This window comes from Thermodesulfobium sp. (assembly GCF_053498235.1).
On sequence record NZ_JBRCUV010000011.1, the window covers coordinates 1 to 18,671 of the forward strand.

General features: G+C 34.1%; 27 protein-coding genes and 1 tRNA gene. 20 read left to right on the plus strand and 8 right to left on the minus strand.

What is annotated here, in order from left to right:
• From ACWIUX_RS00965 to ACWIUX_RS01000, 8 genes are all read left to right on the plus strand, one after another.
• The coding region (locus ACWIUX_RS00965; protein ID WP_448588850.1) for an aminodeoxychorismate synthase component I at positions 1 to 859 on the plus strand (859 nt) is incomplete at its 5' end.
• Entirely contained in the window at positions 831 to 1,439 is a 609-nt protein-coding gene (locus tag ACWIUX_RS00970; protein WP_448588851.1) for an aminotransferase class IV, read from the plus strand. The genes ACWIUX_RS00965 and ACWIUX_RS00970, both read left to right, overlap by 29 nt.
• A 92-nt stretch (positions 1,440 to 1,531) precedes the next feature.
• Positions 1,532 to 2,512 carry a hypothetical protein gene (locus ACWIUX_RS00975; protein ID WP_448588852.1) on the plus strand — a complete coding sequence of 327 codons (981 nt, stop codon included), beginning with the start codon at positions 1,532 to 1,534 and terminating at the stop codon, positions 2,510 to 2,512.
• Positions 2,491 to 3,645 (plus strand): cation:proton antiporter, encoded by a 1,155-nt coding sequence (locus tag ACWIUX_RS00980; RefSeq protein WP_448588853.1) that lies wholly within the window; start codon positions 2,491 to 2,493, stop codon positions 3,643 to 3,645. Before ACWIUX_RS00975 ends, ACWIUX_RS00980 begins: the two co-directional genes overlap by 22 nt.
• Positions 3,646 to 3,684: 39 nt before the next feature.
• Positions 3,685 to 4,014, plus strand: coding sequence for a P-II family nitrogen regulator (locus tag ACWIUX_RS00985; RefSeq protein WP_448588854.1), 330 nt, complete (start codon positions 3,685 to 3,687; stop codon positions 4,012 to 4,014).
• A gap of 2 nt (positions 4,015 to 4,016) precedes the next feature.
• Complete coding sequence (locus ACWIUX_RS00990) at positions 4,017 to 4,631, plus strand: L-threonylcarbamoyladenylate synthase (protein WP_448588855.1); 615 nt, start codon at positions 4,017 to 4,019, stop codon at positions 4,629 to 4,631.
• Between the two features lie 43 nt (positions 4,632 to 4,674).
• The gene (locus ACWIUX_RS00995) at positions 4,675 to 5,907 is read left to right on the plus strand and encodes a serine hydroxymethyltransferase (protein ID WP_448588887.1); all 1,233 of its coding nucleotides are present in this window, start codon (positions 4,675 to 4,677) and stop codon (positions 5,905 to 5,907) included.
• Positions 5,904 to 6,458 (plus strand): HD domain-containing protein, encoded by a 555-nt coding sequence (locus tag ACWIUX_RS01000; RefSeq protein ID WP_448588856.1) that lies wholly within the window; start codon positions 5,904 to 5,906, stop codon positions 6,456 to 6,458. The genes ACWIUX_RS00995 and ACWIUX_RS01000 overlap by 4 nt, the downstream gene beginning before the upstream one ends.
• A gap of 46 nt (positions 6,459 to 6,504) precedes the next feature.
• On the opposite strand, the gene ACWIUX_RS01005 is transcribed toward ACWIUX_RS01000, so the two are convergent.
• The 3 genes from ACWIUX_RS01005 to ACWIUX_RS01015 all read right to left on the minus strand — a co-directional run bounded on the left by ACWIUX_RS01005 (position 6,505) and on the right by ACWIUX_RS01015 (position 7,385).
• The gene (locus ACWIUX_RS01005; protein ID WP_448588857.1) at positions 6,505 to 6,717 is read right to left on the minus strand and encodes a DUF1858 domain-containing protein; all 213 of its coding nucleotides are present in this window, start codon (positions 6,715 to 6,717) and stop codon (positions 6,505 to 6,507) included.
• Positions 6,718 to 6,942: 225 nt separating this feature from the next.
• Positions 6,943 to 7,140 carry a hypothetical protein gene (locus tag ACWIUX_RS01010; RefSeq protein WP_448588858.1) on the minus strand — a complete coding sequence of 66 codons (198 nt, stop codon included), beginning with the start codon at positions 7,138 to 7,140 and terminating at the stop codon, positions 6,943 to 6,945.
• Between the two features lie 83 nt (positions 7,141 to 7,223).
• A complete protein-coding gene (locus tag ACWIUX_RS01015) occupies positions 7,224 to 7,385 on the minus strand; it encodes an Rpn family recombination-promoting nuclease/putative transposase (RefSeq protein WP_448588888.1) in 162 nt (53 codons plus the stop codon).
• A 372-nt stretch (positions 7,386 to 7,757) separates the two neighbouring features.
• Between ACWIUX_RS01015 and ACWIUX_RS01020 the strand changes: the two genes are divergently transcribed.
• From ACWIUX_RS01020 to ACWIUX_RS01030, 3 genes are all read left to right on the plus strand, one after another.
• A complete protein-coding gene (locus tag ACWIUX_RS01020) occupies positions 7,758 to 8,615 on the plus strand; it encodes a methylenetetrahydrofolate reductase (RefSeq protein WP_448588859.1) in 858 nt (285 codons plus the stop codon).
• A 64-nt stretch (positions 8,616 to 8,679) separates the two neighbouring features.
• Positions 8,680 to 9,111, plus strand: coding sequence for an HU family DNA-binding protein (locus tag ACWIUX_RS01025; protein ID WP_448588860.1), 432 nt, complete (start codon positions 8,680 to 8,682; stop codon positions 9,109 to 9,111).
• Between the two features lie 20 nt (positions 9,112 to 9,131).
• Positions 9,132 to 9,773, plus strand: coding sequence for a rhomboid family intramembrane serine protease (locus ACWIUX_RS01030; RefSeq protein WP_448588861.1), 642 nt, complete (start codon positions 9,132 to 9,134; stop codon positions 9,771 to 9,773).
• 23 nt (positions 9,774 to 9,796) lie between these two features.
• On the opposite strand, the gene ACWIUX_RS01035 is transcribed toward ACWIUX_RS01030, so the two are convergent.
• Positions 9,797 to 10,168: a CBS domain-containing protein gene (locus tag ACWIUX_RS01035; protein ID WP_448588862.1), complete on the minus strand. Its 372-nt coding sequence runs from the start codon at positions 10,166 to 10,168 to the stop codon at positions 9,797 to 9,799.
• Positions 10,169 to 10,235: 67 nt separating this feature from the next.
• The gene (locus ACWIUX_RS01040) at positions 10,236 to 10,937 is read right to left on the minus strand and encodes a lysophospholipid acyltransferase family protein (RefSeq protein ID WP_448588863.1); all 702 of its coding nucleotides are present in this window, start codon (positions 10,935 to 10,937) and stop codon (positions 10,236 to 10,238) included.
• A gap of 50 nt (positions 10,938 to 10,987) precedes the next feature.
• Between ACWIUX_RS01040 and ACWIUX_RS01045 the strand changes: the two genes are divergently transcribed.
• Both ACWIUX_RS01045 and ACWIUX_RS01050 read left to right on the plus strand, forming a co-directional pair.
• Entirely contained in the window at positions 10,988 to 11,410 is a 423-nt protein-coding gene (locus tag ACWIUX_RS01045) for a YtxH domain-containing protein (RefSeq protein ID WP_448588864.1), read from the plus strand.
• Positions 11,410 to 11,868, plus strand: a complete 459-nt coding sequence (locus tag ACWIUX_RS01050) for a hypothetical protein (RefSeq protein WP_448588865.1) — start codon at positions 11,410 to 11,412, stop codon at positions 11,866 to 11,868. Before ACWIUX_RS01045 ends, ACWIUX_RS01050 begins: the two co-directional genes overlap by 1 nt.
• Positions 11,869 to 11,901: 33 nt before the next feature.
• Here the strand turns inward: ACWIUX_RS01050 and ACWIUX_RS01055 are convergent, their stop codons facing one another.
• Positions 11,902 to 12,042 (minus strand): hypothetical protein, encoded by a 141-nt coding sequence (locus ACWIUX_RS01055; RefSeq protein ID WP_448588866.1) that lies wholly within the window; start codon positions 12,040 to 12,042, stop codon positions 11,902 to 11,904.
• 48 nt (positions 12,043 to 12,090) lie between these two features.
• Here ACWIUX_RS01055 and ACWIUX_RS01060 point away from each other — a divergent pair, with 48 nt between their 5' ends.
• Positions 12,091 to 12,369: a hypothetical protein gene (locus ACWIUX_RS01060; protein WP_448588867.1), complete on the plus strand. Its 279-nt coding sequence runs from the start codon at positions 12,091 to 12,093 to the stop codon at positions 12,367 to 12,369.
• Between the two features lie 2 nt (positions 12,370 to 12,371).
• Here the strand turns inward: ACWIUX_RS01060 and ACWIUX_RS01065 are convergent, their stop codons facing one another.
• Positions 12,372 to 13,676, minus strand: a complete 1,305-nt coding sequence (locus ACWIUX_RS01065; RefSeq protein ID WP_448588868.1) for an MFS transporter — start codon at positions 13,674 to 13,676, stop codon at positions 12,372 to 12,374.
• 257 nt (positions 13,677 to 13,933) lie between these two features.
• On the opposite strand from ACWIUX_RS01065, the gene ACWIUX_RS01070 reads away from it, so the two are divergent.
• From ACWIUX_RS01070 to ACWIUX_RS01095, 6 genes are all read left to right on the plus strand, one after another.
• Positions 13,934 to 14,010 (plus strand) — tRNA-Met (locus ACWIUX_RS01070).
• Positions 14,011 to 14,268: 258 nt separating this feature from the next.
• On the plus strand, positions 14,269 to 15,291 hold the full coding sequence (gene arsB / locus ACWIUX_RS01075; RefSeq protein ID WP_448588889.1) for an ACR3 family arsenite efflux transporter: 1,023 nt from the start codon (positions 14,269 to 14,271) through the stop codon (positions 15,289 to 15,291).
• 76 nt (positions 15,292 to 15,367) lie between these two features.
• Positions 15,368 to 15,907, plus strand: coding sequence for a SurA N-terminal domain-containing protein (locus ACWIUX_RS01080; RefSeq protein WP_448588869.1), 540 nt, complete (start codon positions 15,368 to 15,370; stop codon positions 15,905 to 15,907).
• A 147-nt stretch (positions 15,908 to 16,054) separates the two neighbouring features.
• Complete coding sequence (locus tag ACWIUX_RS01085) at positions 16,055 to 16,921, plus strand: hypothetical protein (RefSeq protein WP_448588870.1); 867 nt, start codon at positions 16,055 to 16,057, stop codon at positions 16,919 to 16,921.
• A 70-nt stretch (positions 16,922 to 16,991) separates the two neighbouring features.
• Entirely contained in the window at positions 16,992 to 17,339 is a 348-nt protein-coding gene (locus ACWIUX_RS01090; RefSeq protein WP_448588871.1) for a cupin domain-containing protein, read from the plus strand.
• Positions 17,340 to 17,348: 9 nt separating this feature from the next.
• The gene (locus tag ACWIUX_RS01095) at positions 17,349 to 18,026 is read left to right on the plus strand and encodes an NAD(P)/FAD-dependent oxidoreductase (protein ID WP_448588872.1); all 678 of its coding nucleotides are present in this window, start codon (positions 17,349 to 17,351) and stop codon (positions 18,024 to 18,026) included.
• A gap of 51 nt (positions 18,027 to 18,077) precedes the next feature.
• Here ACWIUX_RS01095 and ACWIUX_RS01100 read toward each other — a convergent pair whose 3' ends face one another.
• Positions 18,078 to 18,491, minus strand: a complete 414-nt coding sequence (locus tag ACWIUX_RS01100) for a universal stress protein (RefSeq protein WP_448588873.1) — start codon at positions 18,489 to 18,491, stop codon at positions 18,078 to 18,080.
• Positions 18,492 to 18,671 lie beyond the last annotated feature (180 nt).

Here is an 18,671-nt window from a genome sequence, read left to right on the forward strand (position 1 = left end):
GGATATCTATTTTAATATAAATAATTTTAAAAACTATGAAGATGTTTATCAAAGTAATAAACAAGATAACAAAAAAATAATTTTTAAAAGTTATCCAATTTCTCTAACAGATTATAAAAGTGCTTTTGATTCTGTTCAAGAATATGAAAGGGAAGGAAACTCATACTTGATAAACCTAACATTTCAAACTGAACTTTACACAAATCTTAGCCTTTTTGAAATATTTTTGATGAGTAAGTCTAGGTTTAAGTTATATGTTAAGGATTTGTTTACTTGCTTTTCGCCTGAGATATTTGTTCGGATTAAAGATGGATTTATATTCTCTTATCCAATGAAAGGAACGATAGACGCGAAGATACCAAATGCCAAAAAAATTTTAGAGAATGATGAAAAAGAGATAGCAGAACACGCTACAATTGTTGATTTAATTAGAAACGACCTTGGAATAGTTGCTAACAATATAGAAGTAAAAAAATTTAGATATTTTTCTAAAATAAAGACCTTTAAAGGAGAGCTTTATCAGACGAGTTCTGAAATATGTGGTTATCTGGGAGCTGATTATAAAAAGAGATTGGGCAATATAATAGTCTCTTTATTGCCTGCTGGGTCAATTAGTGGGGCTCCAAAAGAGGCAACAATTAAAAAGATAAAGGAGGTGGAAACATATAAAAGGGGATACTATACTGGGGTGGGTGGATATTTTGATGGGAATAACTTAGAAAGCTATGTATTGATAAGGTTTATAGAAAATATAAACGGCAAGCTATTTTTTAAAAGTGGTGGTGGGATAACTATATATAGCGATCTTGAAAAGGAATACAGTGAGTTAATTGAAAAGATATATGTGCCAATTTATTGAAACAATAAAATTATATAATTCAAAGTTTTTAAATCTTGAGTATCACCAAAAAAGAGTTAACTTCACTCAAAAACTTTTTTTTGGTAAATCTTATATAGATCTTGAGAGTATACTGCCTAACACAGAAAATTATAAAGGATGTTTTAAGTGCAGAATTATTTATGGTAGAGAGATAGAAAATATTAGCATTAGTAGGTATTTTATTAGAAAAATAGATTCTTTAAAATTAATATCTTGTAACGAAATAGACTACAGCTACAAATTTTCTAATAGAACAGTATTTGATAACTTAAAAAAACATTGCAGAAAATCTGAAGAAATTTTGATAGTTAAGAATAGCTTTGTGACTGATACAACATATTCTAATATTGCGTTGTATAAGAATGGTATTTGGTATACACCTGAAAGCTATTTGTTAAATGGTACTAAAAGGCAGTTTTATTTAAATAATGGGATGTTAAAGGAAACAAAAATTACAGTTGATAGAATTTTTGACTATGAAAAGCTTTCTTTAATAAATTCAATGCTTGATCTGGGTGAGGTTTGTATGGATGTGAAGAAAATAATAGTAGAACTCTAAAGTGTACAATATTTACTTTCTATCAGCCTGACTTAGCTTTTTAAAATTTGTGTTAGAATAGCTTTTAGTTCTAAAAAACAATAGGAGAATAGATGCAGCAGATATTTTTAACTTTATTTTATATAAATATAGCGCTACTTTTTATCTCTAGATTAAAACTAAGGCCTTTTCTCTCCCTTGCTCTGGTTGTTAGTTTGATTCTTGCTACACGAAGTTATCAAGTATTGCCTATTTATTATCTATTTGATCTAAATTTCTTATTGGCACTTTTAGCCTTGCCTTTTGTCAGGGCTTTTATCGAACACATAGCAAATGGTAAAGAAAATGTCCTTTTCTTTGCGAGAATATTTGTGAATATGGGGAGTTCTGAGAGTGGAATAGCAAGTTTATTTTCAAAATGGTTTTTTCCATTTTCATCTATTCCAATATTGTATTTTTTTTGTGTATCTGGCGTAAATTACCTTTCATATTTGCAATTCTTCTACCCTTTGATTGTTGCAAGTTTAGTTTTCTATCTAATCTATCTTTTAAAGAATCAAAGAAGAGATATATTAAGAATTTTAAAAGAGAGAGAATTTTTGTTTTATATGTTTCTTTTTTCAGTCCTTTCTATTGTATATACGTACATGGACCAGGTCATAGGCACAGCAGCCTTAATTTTTGTAATTATAGGCTTTTTAAAGTACAAAATTGACATAAACTCTGTAAAGATAGATATGTATTCTTTAAATAGCGGAATATTTTATTTTTTGCTTCTTTGCGTACTTTTTGGCTATATAGCACATTATGGTTATATAGAGATGTTTTCTGATTTTGTAATGAACATTACTGGTGCCTATTATCAATATCTATACGTAGCATTTTCAATTATCTCATTTTTTATTGGTATCCTTTTTGGGGATATGTTTTTTTCTATATTTACCTATCTTGTGTTTAAATATATTGGAGAGATGTATTTCTTTGACTTTAGAACAGTTCTAGTTTTCTGCTATCTATTTTATTTCGTTGGCAATATGGTTTACGAGAATTTTCTCTGCAAATGGAGGTTTGTTTGGAAAGAGAAGCTGTTTTAAATTTTCTCCCAGTATTTGCCTTTATACTCTTTTTATCAAAGCTATCCGGGAATATAAGCGCGAAATTTGGCCAACCCGCAGTGTTTGGTGAACTTTTGGCAGGGCTTATATTTGGTCCTGCAATACTAAATATTATTCATATGAATGAATTTATAGCTTTATTTTCTGAAATTGGGGTAATCTTTTTGATGTTTCTTGCTGGGTTACAAACAGATTTAAAAGAATTGAAAAGGGTTGGGTTAGCTGCATTCTCTTCTGCAAGCTTTGGGGTGATATTGCCTCTTTTTTTAGGGACTGTTTTCTCATTATATTCAGGTTTAGGCATGTCAGAATCTTTATTTGTTGGGGCAGTCTTGACAGCTACTTCTGTTAGCATTTCTGCTCAGACATTGATGGAACTTGGAAAACTAAGAAGCAAGGTTGGTATGACTATATTGGGTGCTGCTATTATAGATGATGTCTTTGGTATTGTTATTTTGTCTCTGGTAATAGCATTTGAACTTGGAAGGGGAAATACTTTCTCTTTGCTCTTCAGAATTTTTGGCTACTTATTTGTAGCCATAATCTTAGCTAAGCTTTTTCTTAAGAGCTATTTAAGTTTTTTCTCAAAATTAAAGGTTTCAAGGCCTTTGATTGCTGGCACAATTGTTCTAATAATTATATACTCATGGTCTGCTGAGGTTTTTGGTTCGCTTGCTGCCATTACGGGATCGTATTTACTTGGCGCTATGGTATCACTTACAGAATATAATGAGAGAATTTCTGATAGGATGAGCACGCTAACCTATTCAATTTTTGCACCGTTATTCTTTTTTAGTGTTGGCTTGTATGTTGAAAGGGGTGGGCTAGAAACGACATTGTACTTTTATGCCTTGATAATATTCTTGATTGCGGTTTTAACAAAGATAATTGGCTGCGGTTTTGGTGCATTTATCACTAGATTTGGTTTTATGGACTCCTTAAGAGTAGGTATAGGCATGATCTCAAGAGGAGAAGTAGCTATAATAGTTGCAACTATTGGGCTAACAAGCTCTGTTCTCTCTAGGCCAATTTTTTCTGTGCTAATTGTTGTTGCAATACTTACTACTGTAGTAACGCCCATATTGTTAAGGGCTGTATACAGAACACAATGAGGTTATAATTAATTAAACCAGGATAAATGGAGGGTAAATTTGAGTAAAGTTGCCATGTTTATGGTTATTGATAATAAAGATCTCTTGCCTGATTTCTTGCAAGAAATTGTGAAAATGGGCGTTTCTGGCTTTACCCTTTTTGATTGTAGTGGTTTTGGAAGGTCAACGCTTCTTTCAGAGGAGTCACTTTTTCAGTCTATTGAAAAGATTATGTCTGCAGATGAGGTCAAAGAAAAAACGTTTTTGTTCTTTGTCTTGGACGATTCTAAGCTTGAAGAGGCAAAAAATCTAGCTGAAAAGATATTTGGCGAGGTAAATAAACCTGATACCTTTTTTGCCTTTGCCACAGACATAAAATGGATGGCTTAAATTTGACAGAAAATCACCAGAGTATCGCTTTTGTTTCCGAGCAAATTAAAAATCAAAAAATTGGCGTAGTTCCTACTGATACCCTTTTTGCGCTTACTGGGGACGCAAGGTCTGAGGAAGTAGCTATGCGCATCTTTAATGTAAAAAAAAGAATGCCAGAGAAAAGCTTTCCAATTTTTGTCCCCTCTTTGGACTGGTTGTTGAAGAACGCTAACCTTAAATACCTTAATCTAAAAATGTTCTTAAAGCTCGCGTACACCTTTTGGCCTGGCCCTTTAACCGTAGTTTCAAGACTTACATTTAATTTTAACCTCTCTGAAAAGATTTTACATGATGATTTTATAGCTATTAGAATTGTTTCTCATCCTGTAATAATGAAGATTTTTGAAGAGGTTAATTTCCCTATCATAGGGACAAGCGCAAATATTAGTGGTAAAATCAATCCATTAACTTTCGATGAGATTGATAAAGACGTGTTGGAAAATGTAGATTTTTGTTCGGTAGGTGAACTTATCTACTACGCTCCTTCTACAGTTTTAAAGCTGGATAAGGGATTTGAGATTTTAAGAGAGGGAGTTATAAAGGAAAGCCTTTTAAAAAAGGTTTTGGAAAATTAATTTTCTTTAATGGGAGGTTTTAACGTTGCTTAATTTTTTAAGGATGACAGATGAAGAAGTTTTCAAGGCGGTAATGTGTGAGGTAGCAAGACAAAGAAATGGCTTGGAGTTAATTGCTTCAGAAAACTTTACTTCGATTGCAGTTCTTGAGGCAATGGGCACTGTTTTGACAAACAAATACGCAGAAGGCCTTCCTGGAAAAAGATATTATGGCGGTTGTGAGTGTGTGGATGTTGTTGAGGAGCTGGCAAGAGAGAGGGTAAAGAAACTCTTTGGTGCTGAACATGCAAACGTTCAGCCGCATTCTGGAACTCAGGCAAATCTAGCAGTTTATTTTGCTCTTTTAAATCCTGGTGATACATATATGGGCATGAGGTTGGATCAAGGAGGACACCTCTCGCACGGGAGCGCTGTAACGGTATCTGGGAAGTGGTTTAACGTAATTCACTATGGAGTAAGAAAAGATACTGAGACTATTGATTATGATGAAGTCTTAGATTTAGCAAGGAAAAACAAACCAAAACTTATTGTCGCTGGTGCAAGCGCATACCCTCGAATTATCGATTTCGAGAAGTTTTCTCAAATAGCAAAAGAAGTAGGGGCATTTCTTATGGTGGATATGGCACACATTGCTGGATTGGTTGCAACTGGTTTTCATCCTTCTCCAGTACCTTATGCAGATGTTGTGACATCTACGACACATAAGACCTTGAGAGGGCCAAGATCGGGATTTATTCTTTGTAAAGAAGAATTTAAAGATAAGATTGACAAATCAGTTTTCCCTGGTAATCAAGGCGGTCCTTTAATGCACATAATTGCTGCAAAGGCAGTAGCTTTTAAAGAGGCTATGAATCCAGGTTTTAAAAAATATGGCGAACAGATAGTGAAAAATGCAAAGGCTTTAGCCAAAACCTTGAGTTCAAGAGGATTGAGATTGGTAAGTGGTGGCACTGACAATCATCTTATACTGATTGACATGAGGGCTTCAAATATTTCAGGAAAGGATGCAGAGGCTCTTTTTGCAAAGATTGGTATTACTGTTAATAAAAATAGCATACCATTTGATCCTGAACCTCCTTGGAAGGCAAGTGGTATTAGAATAGGTACCCCTGCTTTAACCACTAGAGGAATGAAAGAGGAACAGATGGTAGAAATTGGTAATATAATGTCGGATGCTATTGATTTTAGGGATAACGAACAAAAGTTAGAAGAGTTGAAAAAGAGGGTATCGGATCTGTGTATGCAATTCCCTTTGTATCCGGAGCTTGACAAATGAACTCCCGAGATAAAAATATTGAACTTTTAAAGAAATATCTTAAAAAGGATTATATGATTAAGCACTCCATTGCGGTAGAGTCCATAATGGAGGCTATTGCTTTGAGATTTGGTAAAGATGTAGATTTATATAGAACTGCAGGTCTTATGCACGATATTGACTATGAGATTACTGAAAAGGATCCTAAAAATCATGCGATAGTTGGCGCAAAGATCCTCAAAGAAAATGGGTTTGAAGAAGATATCTGTAATATAGTTTTAGCTCACAGAAAAGATAAGCTAGAAGATATAGAATCATTTGATGAAGCTGCTATCGTTTGTTCAGATGCAATAAGCGGTCTAATTGTAGCAAGCGCTCTGATTCATCCAGATAAAAAATTAAGTTCTATCAATGCCGATTTTATCTGTAGAAGGTTTAACGAAAAAGGCTTTGCAAGGGGTGCAAGCAGAGAAAAGATATTAATTTGTAAATACTTACCTCTTGAACTCGAAGAATTCGCTGAAATTTCACACGCTGGAATGCTTAAATATGCAAAAGAGCTAGGATTATAAAAAAGGGGCAAGGATAACCTTGCCCCTCAAAAAGGTCAAAAAGGATTTATTTTGAGACCCTCTTACTGATAGTTTTATTTAACTCCTCTACAAGTGCATCTGCGTTTATGCCATGGCCATTGGCTCCTTGCTCAATTGTTTCGTATTTCGCAACTGCACAACCAATGCAGCCTAATCCGAATGACATAAATACTGGAATTGTTTCGGGAAATTCCTTTACTACTTCTAAAAGATTGGAATCCTTTGTTATCTGATTCAAGATAATTCCTCCTCGAAATTTTATTAACTAAAATTATTATAGCATATAAATATACTATACAGTATCACGAGCATCCTATAGTACCACGAGCATCCTTGCTCGTGGAATATAGTATCGCGAGCATCCTTGCTCGTGGAATATAGTACCACGAGCATCTTGCTCGCGAATAGTTATATTACAATAGATCTTCGAGTTCTTCTATATTTTTTATCTTAAACATTGCCTTTAATATTTTTTTAGCCTTTTTATATCAGAAATACTCTTAACCCTATTTTCAATATCTTCTGGAACTGTATCAAATTTTGCTTCAATAGCATTTATTACCATTTCCTGAGCACTAAGCAATTTTCCTATTTTTTCACCTTCTTTTCTTCCTATCTTTTCACCTTCCATCATCCATTTCTTGGTTAAGGTCATAATCATCTCTTTATCACCTCCAACTTCTGATATTATCTGGTTTGTTCTTTCTAATCCATAATTTATAGCAATATAGTTCAGTATAGAGACTATGTCTTCAATTGAAAAGTTCTTAAAAAAACAAATCTGTCTAAATCTGACTTGTGTTCAAATATTATGTATAACATAGACTTATTTCCATTAAAGTTGCATTCAAAAGATAGATCCAATTGATATTTCTTATACTCTTTTGATAATTTTTCGTTGTCTATTAGTTTAAGAAGATTCTATATCTATGTTTTTTCTTAACTCATATGGAAAAAACTTTTTTATAAACGTTCTTGAGGAAGTTTTTCATAGTACCCTGAGCATCTTGCTCGCGGAGTATAGTACCACGAGCATCCTTGCTCGCGGAATATAGTATCGCGAGCATCCTTGCTCGCGGAAGTTCTTCATAGCATCTTGCTCGTGGAGTATAGTATCGCGAGCATCCTTGCTCGCGGACGTTCTTCATAGCATCCTTGCTCGTGTATAGTTCCTGTATAATAGCGATATAAAATTAATATAAAATTTAAAAAGTTATCTTTATATGATAAAATCTAACTATTTTAGTAATAGTCTTTGCCGAGAAAGGATGAGTGACTTTGAGGATAAAGGAAAGGTATAAGAGCGAGAAAACAGGTTTTTCTCTTGAATTTTTTCCTCCTAAGGAGGTAGAACAGGAAAAAAAATTTAAGGAAACAATCAAAAAATATGTAGATCTTAAACCGCTTTATGCCTCAATAACCTATGGTGCTGGAGGCACAACACAGGATAAGACATTTGAAATTGTAGAATTTATTAATTCACTAGATATCTTTGCAGTTATGCCACATTTGACTTGTATAGGAGCTACCAAGAGTTCTATTAACTCTTTAATAAAAAAATATGACGAATTAAAGGTATTTAATATATTGGCTTTAAGAGGGGATCCACCAAAAAATGTTGAAAATTTTGATATTAGTAAAGGGGAATTTAAACATGCTATCGATTTAGTTAAATATGTGAGGGAATATTTTGATCATTTTTCGATAGGAGTAGCCTTTTATCCTGAGGGGCATTCTCAGGCAAGGAGTTTTGAAGAGGACTTCGAACATTGCATCGAAAAGTTTAAAATTGCTGACTTTGCAATAAGTCAGATGTTTTTTGACAACGAGTATTTTTTAAGATACAGAGACCTTGTTATTAAAAGGGGAGTTGACATCACGCTTGTTCCGGGTATTATTCCTATAGGAAATTTTGAAAGGATAAAAGAATTTGCTAGATTTTGTAAGGTTACAATACCTAAAAAATTAGAAGATATTATGTCAAAAGTATCTTCTAGTGAGGATATGAAAAAGGCTGGAATAGATTGGGCGATAAAACAGTGCTCTGAATTAATTAAAGAGGGAGTGATGTTTTTTCATTTTTATACCCTTAATCAGTTTGAGCTGTGTTCAGAAGTTATAAAGAACTTTTGGTGATTTAAAAAAGGTGATAAAGTAATATGATTAAAGGTGTCGAATAGGTCGTAAGGAGGTCTTTAATTTGTTAGAGATAAGAGAAAGAGACCTTGTAAAAGATATATCAAACGAAGAAGAAATAGGCATTTCAAAGGTAAGAAGAATAATAAATACCTTTTTGATTTCAATAAAAAACCAGGTCTTACTTGGAAAGCGAGTCAGAATTAAGGGACTTGGCACGTTTTATCTACAACAAAATTTTGAAGGAAGGCCTAAAATCTTTTTTGTCGACACCTTTGACGAGTTTGATCTGGATATAGAGCTTTTAAGATCCGATCTTATTAACCTTGTATCTCTTAAAGAAAATCTTCCTAGAAGTTTGGTGGATAGAGTTATAAAATCTTTTATTTACAAACTTCATAGAGTTGATAGTTCTGCTGAAACCAAAGTATCATTTAGGGATTTTGGATTTTTTGTAATTAAAGATCGCCATATTCAATACGTCCCTTTTGATTAGGATAAATTTGGAGGCCGTAAATGTTTCCTCTTTGGGATAATGTCTATTCGTGGTCCTTTCCATGGATCACCTATCTTTTGATAATGATTAATTGTATAGTTTTTGTTTTAGATAATCTAAGCAATCATCAGCTAAGTAGCCTTTTTTCATATAACTTGTCTAGTGATTCCTTATGCATAAATTTGATTACCTACCAATTTCTTCATGCAAATTTATTGCATATTTTTGGAAATATGTGGTTTTTACACGTTTTTGGCAACAACGTTGAGGACAAGATGGGACACGTTAAGTTCTTGCTCTTTTATCTCTTATGCGGGGCTTTGGCAGCTCTAGGGCAAGCAGCTGCTGTAAGTTCTAATTCAGCAATAATTGGAGCATCTGGTTCTATTTCGGGCGTCTTAGGCGCTTATTTTATTTTTTTTCCACGCGCACAAATAAGGACTTTTTTGCTGTTGGGGATCTTTCCTTTTATATTTTCTTTGCCTGCTTTTGTATGGCTTATTATATGGTTCATTAGTCAATACCTTTCAGCTCTTTTTGGACTTTTTGTTCAGACATCAAACGTAGCTTTCTTTGCGCATCTTACAGGTTTTTCTGTAGGGATTATATTTGGCTTTATTTTTAGGAACTTTGAACCTAAAAGAATAAAACAAGTGGTTTAATGTAAATTATTATATTATTATATTTATATATTGTATAGTATATCTATATTAGAAATTATCCCAACTAATTGATTTTTGTCTATGACAGGGAGATGTGTAATTTTAAAATTTGCCATAACATCAGCAGCTTCTTCAATACTTGAGTCTGGGCCTATATAGACAACTGGTTTAGTCATAATTTCTTTAATTTTTACTAATTTTAAGTTTGTTTTCTTACCAACAGTCTTAAAAACAATATCGCTTGTCGTTACTATTCCATAACTATCCTTATCACTATGCCTTTCGACGATTAGCGATCTGACTCTTTTTTCTTTCATAAACTCTATGGCATCTGATACGTTAGCAGAATCTCCTACTACCAGGACATCAGTAGTCATAATGTCTTTTACTTTCATTTATGATTCCTCCTTTGATAATTATGTCTATATTTTAGGAAGGCATACTAGCTTATGATATCACTATCTATCCATCAATGTATGATCTATAGGTTTGGCTGATAATTTTGGCAAGCTCCTTTGATGTATAGTTTTCAGGCAAGATCGGCTTTTCAACGATTATCTCAACAGTGCCAGAATTTGGAAAAATGCTCTTTTTTGGATAAATTTTAAAGCCATCTTTTATAATTACGGGTACAATTGGGATGTTTGAGCTTTTTGCAAGAATTATCCCCCCCCTTTTAATAGTCCCAATCTTACCGTCTACGCTCCTTGTCCCTTCAGGGAAAATTACTACGTTTACATTGTTCTTTAGCAATTTTGAGGTTTCTTTTAATGACTCTAAGGCATTTTTTGCATCCTCTCTCTTTATCGGTATTGAAGCTATTGTGTGAAGAATGATGTTTAATATTGGAACAGAAAAAAGTTCCTCTTTTGAGAGATAAGTTACGCCTCCGGGAAGAGAGTATGATAAAAGTGGGATATCCAAGTTTCCCCTATGTGTTGCAAAAAATAATACAGGAGGAGGAGGGATCTTGTCCTTTGTTACTAGTTTTACCTTTATTCCAAGGATAAAAAAAAGAGGCCAAAACCAATATTTTGGTACTGCAATTGCCTTTGATACCCTCTTTACTTCTGGATACCTATGCAGGTATATAGCGTATGCTATCACTAAAAGAGTGCTAATTATCATATATAAAAGTGCAATTATCGCTCTTATATGTTTCATAATAATGAATTATAATATATAACTATAAAATATGAAAAGGAGGATATAAAGTGAAAAATTCTGATAATTTAGTTAGTTTTTCCCTGGGAATGGTTTTGGGCGCCTTAGTTGGAACTTTGGCTGGGCTTCTTGTTGCACCAAAATCAGGAGAAGAGACAAGGGCATACGTTGTAGATGAGCTAACAAAACTAAGAGATGAGGCAGAGGACGTGTTGTCAGATCTTTCTGGGCTTTCTGAACAGTGGGCTAAAAAGGCAAAACAAGTAATACAAGAAAAGATAGATTCGATAAACGATATTCTTAAAAGTGCTAGAGAGGCAGAAGAGGTCATAAGCACTGAAATTGATGAGGATTATAGCGAATTTTTGGGAGAAGAGGGTAAAACTTCTTCTGAGGCAAGTCAAAGCAGCCAAGAGCAAAGTTCATCGGAAACATCGGCACCTAATTCGGAAACATCCCACAAGGTTGAATGATGAGTTTATTCGAATTTCTTATCTTTTTACTTGCAGCAATACTTGTAGGGCTTATCGGCTGGTGGATATTTAACGTCGTGAGCTTGATTAAAGAATTGAAAAAATCAGTCATAACGCTTGATCAGGTTTTGGTTGAAACAAGGGATACCATTGCATCTTTTAGGAAGTTTTCTGATGAATTATATCCTGAACTTAAAGGGTCTTTTGAGGATTTATCCGAGAGTTCAAACTCAATTTTAAAAAAAATTGACAATATTATTGGTTTCTTTTACGAATTGCTTTATTCTTCAAAAAGATATTTAAATAAATTAAACGACTACAAATTTAAAATTGGACTTTTGTCAAAAATTATTGATGTAATGTTTAATAAAGTTAGGCGTTCGGATGTTGAGAAAAAAGAAACCAGGTCCAATAAAATTACATCATTGATAAGGCGTTTGTTTAAGAAATTTGTTTGATGGTGTATGTGAATCAGGGGTAGTTATAAGCTTTTAGCTTTTAAAGATTTGTGGAAGTGCATATTCGTGCGTTCCGACGATTACTTCTATTCCTGATTTTTCTTTTGCATTAGCTATTATTTCATCTCTATATGGACAAAAATTTACAACCTCTCTTCTCATTAGAGCTGTCAAACACGTGCTAAAATCTTATAGTGCAAAGAATTAAGGGGGCTAAATACTTTGAAGTCAAATATATTATTGTATATACTTGTATTTCTTTTATCAATTGTAATTGCCCTTTTCTTGTATCAGATTAATGCCGTAAGAAATTCAGCTAATGAATTTTTTACACTTACAAGAAGCGAATATGACAGATGTATGATGGGTTGTCATCTTCACTGGAACTGTAGGACGATTTGCAGCTTTGCGCCCATTGACGAGCGCGAAAGCTGCAAAAGCGATTGTCAATTAGAACTTTCTAATTGTTTGAGAAGATGTAATGAGAAATACGGTAGGTAATCTCATTCAGGCAGACTCTTCCCCTTGGTTTCTGGAGCAAACAGAAGCGTTATTATACCTATTATGTATACGCTCATTATTGTAGCTGCTGCGTAAGAGAAGTTTCCATGATAAAAACCAATAAGTAATCCGGTGAAGAATGGGCTAAGTATTGTTACCAGTCTTGCCCCGTTGTAGCAAGTTGTTTGGGCAGTAGCTCTTATCTTGGTAGGAAATAGTTCAGGCAGATATATTGGGAAACCAGAAAATACACCGTTGCCGATAAAGCCGATAATAGGAACAAGCATGAGAAATAGATTAAAATCCCTTGCATTTATATATATTGGCGGTATTAATATAATACCTGTAAGAAAGTAGAGCAAAAAGGCACCCTTTCTTCCAAATTTGTTTGCAATGGGCCAAAAAGATAGAGCTCCGATTATAGCACCAATATTTAGGAGGGTAATAGCAAGAAATATTCTGCCGTGTATCGCGCCCTCAGGAACTCCTGCAGATTTTGCAAGGGTTTCTACTATTGCTGGTATCCAATAAGTTGCGCCCCATACACCAAAAAGGGCAACTGCAGAAAGAAGAAAGCCTATTAAAGTATTTTTAATATATTTTTTGCTAAAAAGAAGTCTGAAAGTAAAATGACAGTATTCTTTGTCTTCTTCCGTTTCATAATTATTAGTTAATTTCAATTCGCACCTTCTTGCATGATCCTTTATCCACTTTTCTGGTTCCTTAAGTTGAGCTCTTAAAATCACTGTTAAAAGAGCTGGAAAAGCGCCTACAAAAAAGACAACACGCCATCCATGCATTCCTACCAAAAAATTTATAGCTGCAGCAAGAAAGAAACCAACTGGCCAACCCATTTGCATAAAACTGCCTGCAAATGTTCTTCTCAAATCTGGCCACGTTTCTGCAAGTAAAACCGCACCAACAGCCCATTCTCCACCAATTCCAAACCCTGTAAGCCCTCTGTAAACTGCTAACTCCTGCCAACTATGTGCAAACCCTGAAAGACCGGTCATAAGAGAGTAGGTGAGTATTGTTAGTAATAGTACTTTTACCCTTCCTATGTAGTCAGCAAGTATGCCAAACAAAATTCCTCCTAATGCAGCGCCCAAAAGTGTGCAGGACATGACTAAACCCCCGTAATATCCAATTTGCGCTTTTGTGGCGCCCGCACCTAATAGGTCGTGAATTGCTGGATACATTACGATGTTATAAAGCATAGCGTCCATACCGTCAAAAACCCATCCCAACCAAGCAGCGATAAGCACTAGATACAGGTAACTATTTTTGTTTTCTAAGACCCTTTCCATAATAATTTTTCCCCCTTCTTTGGAAATTTTTTATATACTAAAAATTATATATTTTGTAGGTTAATTCTTTACATAAGATTGACTTATTGAAGTTATAAGTCAATTGAAAATTTTTGTGATAGACTTAACTTTTTATAAATTAAAAATAGATTTATTCTTTCAGTTTTGTTCAATCTCTTATGGAATATTATCTCTAAAATTAAGTTTATAAAGACTTGCAAATTTTAATTTTTTGTGCTAAATTTATTATGTGTTGACGCGGGGTAGAGCAGTTTGGAAGCTCGTCGGGCTCATAACCCGAAGGTCGGAGGTTCAAATCCTCCCCCCGCAACCATTTTTTTTCTGAATGCCTCTCTTAAAACTTCACTTTCTGATTATCATAAATAACAAAATATGAGAATTTCTTTTTAGATATTCTTTTTGGTTAATTAAAAGATCAATCCCCAATAATTTGCTATTTCAACATTTTTAGTGTAATGCACAATATTTTATCAATACTTGATTAAATTATAATAAAATGATATTATATGTATACTAAATAAATTTAGTATACTTTTGAATTTAAGGAGGGTTTTAAGTGGCAGAAAAAAGAATGGACTTTTTTGAAAAATATCTTACACTTTGGGTATTTGCTTGCATTTTAGTAGGTATTTTGCTTGGTAAGGCCTTTCCTGGGTTATTCGGTAGGTTAAGCGAGCTTGAAATTAGCCATGTAAATTTGCCTATTGCCGTATTAATTTGGCTTATGATATATCCTATGATGCTGAAAATCGACTTTTCTGCAGTAATGAAGATAGGCAATAAACCAAAAGGTCTTTTATTGACATTATTTGTAAACTGGATGATAAAACCTTTTTCAATGGCATTTTTTGGTTGGCTATTTTTTAAGCATATCTTTATAGGTTTCATTGGTCCGATAATGGCTAATGAATTTTTGGCGGGTACAATAATTTTAGCTGCTGCGCCCTGTACTGCAATGGTTTTTGTATGGAGCTATCTTACGGATGGGGATCCCGCATATACATTGGTTCAAGTTGCCGTAAACGATCTTTTGATGTTAGTTTTGTTTGCACCAATTGTAATGTTTCTCCTTGGCGTGTCAAACATAATAGTTCCTGGCGATGTTCTGATAGTATCTGTTTTACTATATATTGTTATCCCTCTAATGGCAGGATATATTTCAAGAAAGATTTTAATAGGATCGTTTGGAGAAGATTGGTTTTATTCAAAATATCTTAGTTTTTTTAAACCAGTAACAATTTTAGCTTTACTTGCAACGCTTATCATCATATTTTCTTTTCAAGGAGATATGATTTTGAAAAATTGGTTTGTGATAATACTCATTGCAATACCTATAATTATTCAGGTTTATTTTAACTCTATGCTTACATATAATCTTGCGAGAATTCTAAAAATTCCTCACAATATAGCATCCCCTGCAGCCCTAATAGGAGCAAGTAACTTTTTTGAATTAGCTGTAGCTGTTACTATTTCTTTGTTTGGTTTGCAATCTGGAGCTACTCTTGCTACTGTAGTTGGTGTTCTGGTAGAGGTTCCAGTGATGCTTTCTATATGTTCAGTCTGTAATAAAACTAAACATTGGTTTGTGTTTTAGCTTAAATAACTATTGACATCGTGGCTAAATAGTCATAAAGTAAAGTTGAGGAAATTAAATATCTGGAGGTTTTTTGATGAAACGTATTTTTCTTTTGGTTGTCCTGTTGTTGTTTGTAGTCATGGCAAAACCAAGCTTTGCCGATGATAAGGTTCTAGCTAGTGTTAACGGAACAAATATTACTCAGAGCCAGGTGGATGAAATTTATAACAATTTACCCCCTAATGTGGACAAGAGCAATCCAGATCTTATTAAGAAGGAGATCTTAAATCGTTTGATAGATAACCTTGTTCTTTTGGATGAGGCAAAAAAAGAAGGCTTAGAAAATGATCCTAAGGTGATTGAAGCAATTAATGAAGCGAAGAATAACATCCTAATTAATTTTCTTTTACAAAAGCATTTCGCAGGTCAAAATTTTGATGTAACTGATGCCGATGTTACAAATTTTTACAATCAGAATTCCGATAAGTTTAAGGATAAGAGTGGCAATCTAATTCCCATAGATAAGGTTAAGGATTATGTTAAACAGTACCTTATTAACCAGAAGGAACAAGAGGCAGTCCAAGCATACATAGATTCCTTGAAAAAGCAAGACAATATCGTAATAAATAAATAATCTTTTTACAGCTTTTATAATAAAATCCCGCAGATATCTTTGATGCTGTGGGGTTTTATTATAGTATTTTTAGATTATAATATTATATATAAATAAGACTATTTTTTCTCCACTGAACTTTATTTTAGTGGAAGTGAGGTGTTTTGTATGAATATTGTTGATTTCTTGCTTCATAGCCATTTACATCTTACTCTACCTATGATAGTTTTCTTCTCTTTCTTGTTAGGGGTAATCCACGGTTATACCCCAGACGAACACACATGGCCAATTACCTTTAGCTATGCAGTTGGCAGTTATTCGGCTAAAAGGGGACTTATTATAGGTTTTGCCTTTTCTCTTGCCTTTACTCTCCAAAGAGCCTTGGCAAGCGAACTAGCAAATCTTGCACTTTTTCCCTTAACATCCTCTGACCTATTTGAATACGGAACGTATTTATTGGTTGGCCTTGCTATGGTATTTGGTGGCTTTTACGTCTTCAAAACCAAAAACGTATTTCATATTCACTTTGGTAAGATTGACAGCGATCACCATAGAATGGCGCTAGTGGGTAAGATAGATGGAGATCACAAGTTGTCTGTGAAATTTGCGCTGTTACACGGTTTTATTGCAGGATGGGGATTTGGAGCGTTTGCATTGGTACTATACACTGTATTAGCTCCTGCAATGCCTAGTCATCTTTTAGGCTGGGTTCCAGGCGCATTTTTTGGTATCGGTACTATGGTAACTCAGATAGTACTGGGTGCTTTCTTTGGATTTATTACTACAAAAATGGGTTTTCCCATTGAAATTGCTCGTTTTGTAGCACAGAGGACTGCTGCAAGAACTTTGATTATTGGAGGAAGCGCATTTTTTGTGGTTGGTCTAATAGGACTCTTTGATATGTTATTTAACCCTCCTTTTTTAAACATAACGAAATATGATTTGGGCTTTGTTCTTGTAGTGTTTTCTGTTTTTATTGTAGGTTTGTTAAGCTTGTTCTACGAATACTACTATTACAAGGTTCACTTTAGATAATTTTAAAGGCTCATGATTCTTTGCTTGGATTTATAAAGAAATAAGTTAATTTATTATTGGAGGGAATATTATGGTTAAAAAGTTTGATAGTTTAGAAAGAATAAAGCGACTTGATCCTCTAGGCGGCAAAGGGGAGCTTGAAAGCATTCATCTTTTGACTCCTGAGGAATTTAAGGGAAAGGGTAGGATGTTTGCGCACAATTATTTGAAACCAGGTTCTTCTATAGGTCTACACACGCATAACAAAGACTTCGAAATATATTATATCTTGAATGGTGAAGGGATCTTTGTAGACAACGGTAAGGAGACCAAGGTTTCGAAGGGTGACGTCTTAATTACTTATGATGGAGAGAGTCACGCACTAAAAAATACAGGCGATGTAGATATAGAATTTTTGGCCTGTATTATATTTAGCTAGGAGGATATTATGGAACAGATACATCCAAGAGCAATAGAACAAAGGGACGGAAGTTATGGAATAAAGTTGAAGTCTACGACTGGTTTAGTTACTCCAGAATATTTGGAAGAGATTGCTAAAATTGCAAGGAAATATAACGTTCGCCAATTGAAGATCTTGACAGGTCAAAGGTTTTTTTTGATTGGGATTAGACCAGAAGACGTAAACAGGATAATTGAAGAATTAACAAGGGATATGGGCTTTAACGTTGAACCTTCACTTCACTACGTTCAGGCTTGTGTTGGAAATACTACTTGCAAATATGGAACTCTTGACAGTCTCAGTTTAGGGAAGAAGATAGAAGACCTTGTTTACTTTGAAAAGGTTCCTGCAAAATTAAAAATTGGCGTCTCAGGATGCACTCTAAATTGTGGCGAGGCGTTTGTAAGAGACATAGGCGTCTTTTCTGGAGGTAAGGGTTGGGTTTTGGTAATTGGCGGCAATTCTGGCAGAAAGCCTAGAATTGGAGATATTGTTGCAGACGAACTTAGCGATGAACAAGTTTTGGATATCATCAAAAAATTCCTAAAGCTTTACAAAGAAAAAGGCGACTATAGAATAGAAGGTAGATACGGCATGAGTGAAAGAGTTGCAAGATTTGTAGAAAGATTGGGAATAGATGCTATAAAAAATGAAATATTAGCATAATAATATAATATCTAAAACTACCCAGTTACTATAATAGTAATTGGGTAGTTTTTATTTCTCAACAGGTACCAAAGTTGCATTTTGCAAATTAAAACCTGTGCTAAATTCTGAAAACAGCCATTGTCTTAAGCCCTTTAGCTTTCTATTTCCAAGTACTATGTTTGAGGCGTGCAAGTGCTTTGCAAGTTCTGATATTCTTTCTGAAGGTTTGCCTACCTTTACAACCTTTATCGCATCTACTCCATTTCTCTTTGCTATTTCAACTGCTTCTTCAAGCATTCTCTCAGCCTTGTATACCAACTGAGCTTCAGCCATTGGGTTAAAAACTCCAAGATCTTCAGATCTGTTTATAACGTGACAAATTACAAGCCTTGCTCCTTCATTTTTAGCCATATCTATAGCCATATTTAAAACGCTCCTATCAGATATACTGTCCCTAATAGCCACCAAAATTGTCTTTTCCATCTTGATCCCTCCCAAGTTCTTTATATGCTTCAATTCTATAGCTGGCAATAGATCCTTAAAAGTCAGGAATAAATAAGCTTTATGTAGGGATAAGTACTTATTTAAAAGTATAAGAAGGATTACAAAAAATTATTTGTCAATTCAATACCGTTGCTAATAAAAATTATAAGTTGCTAATAA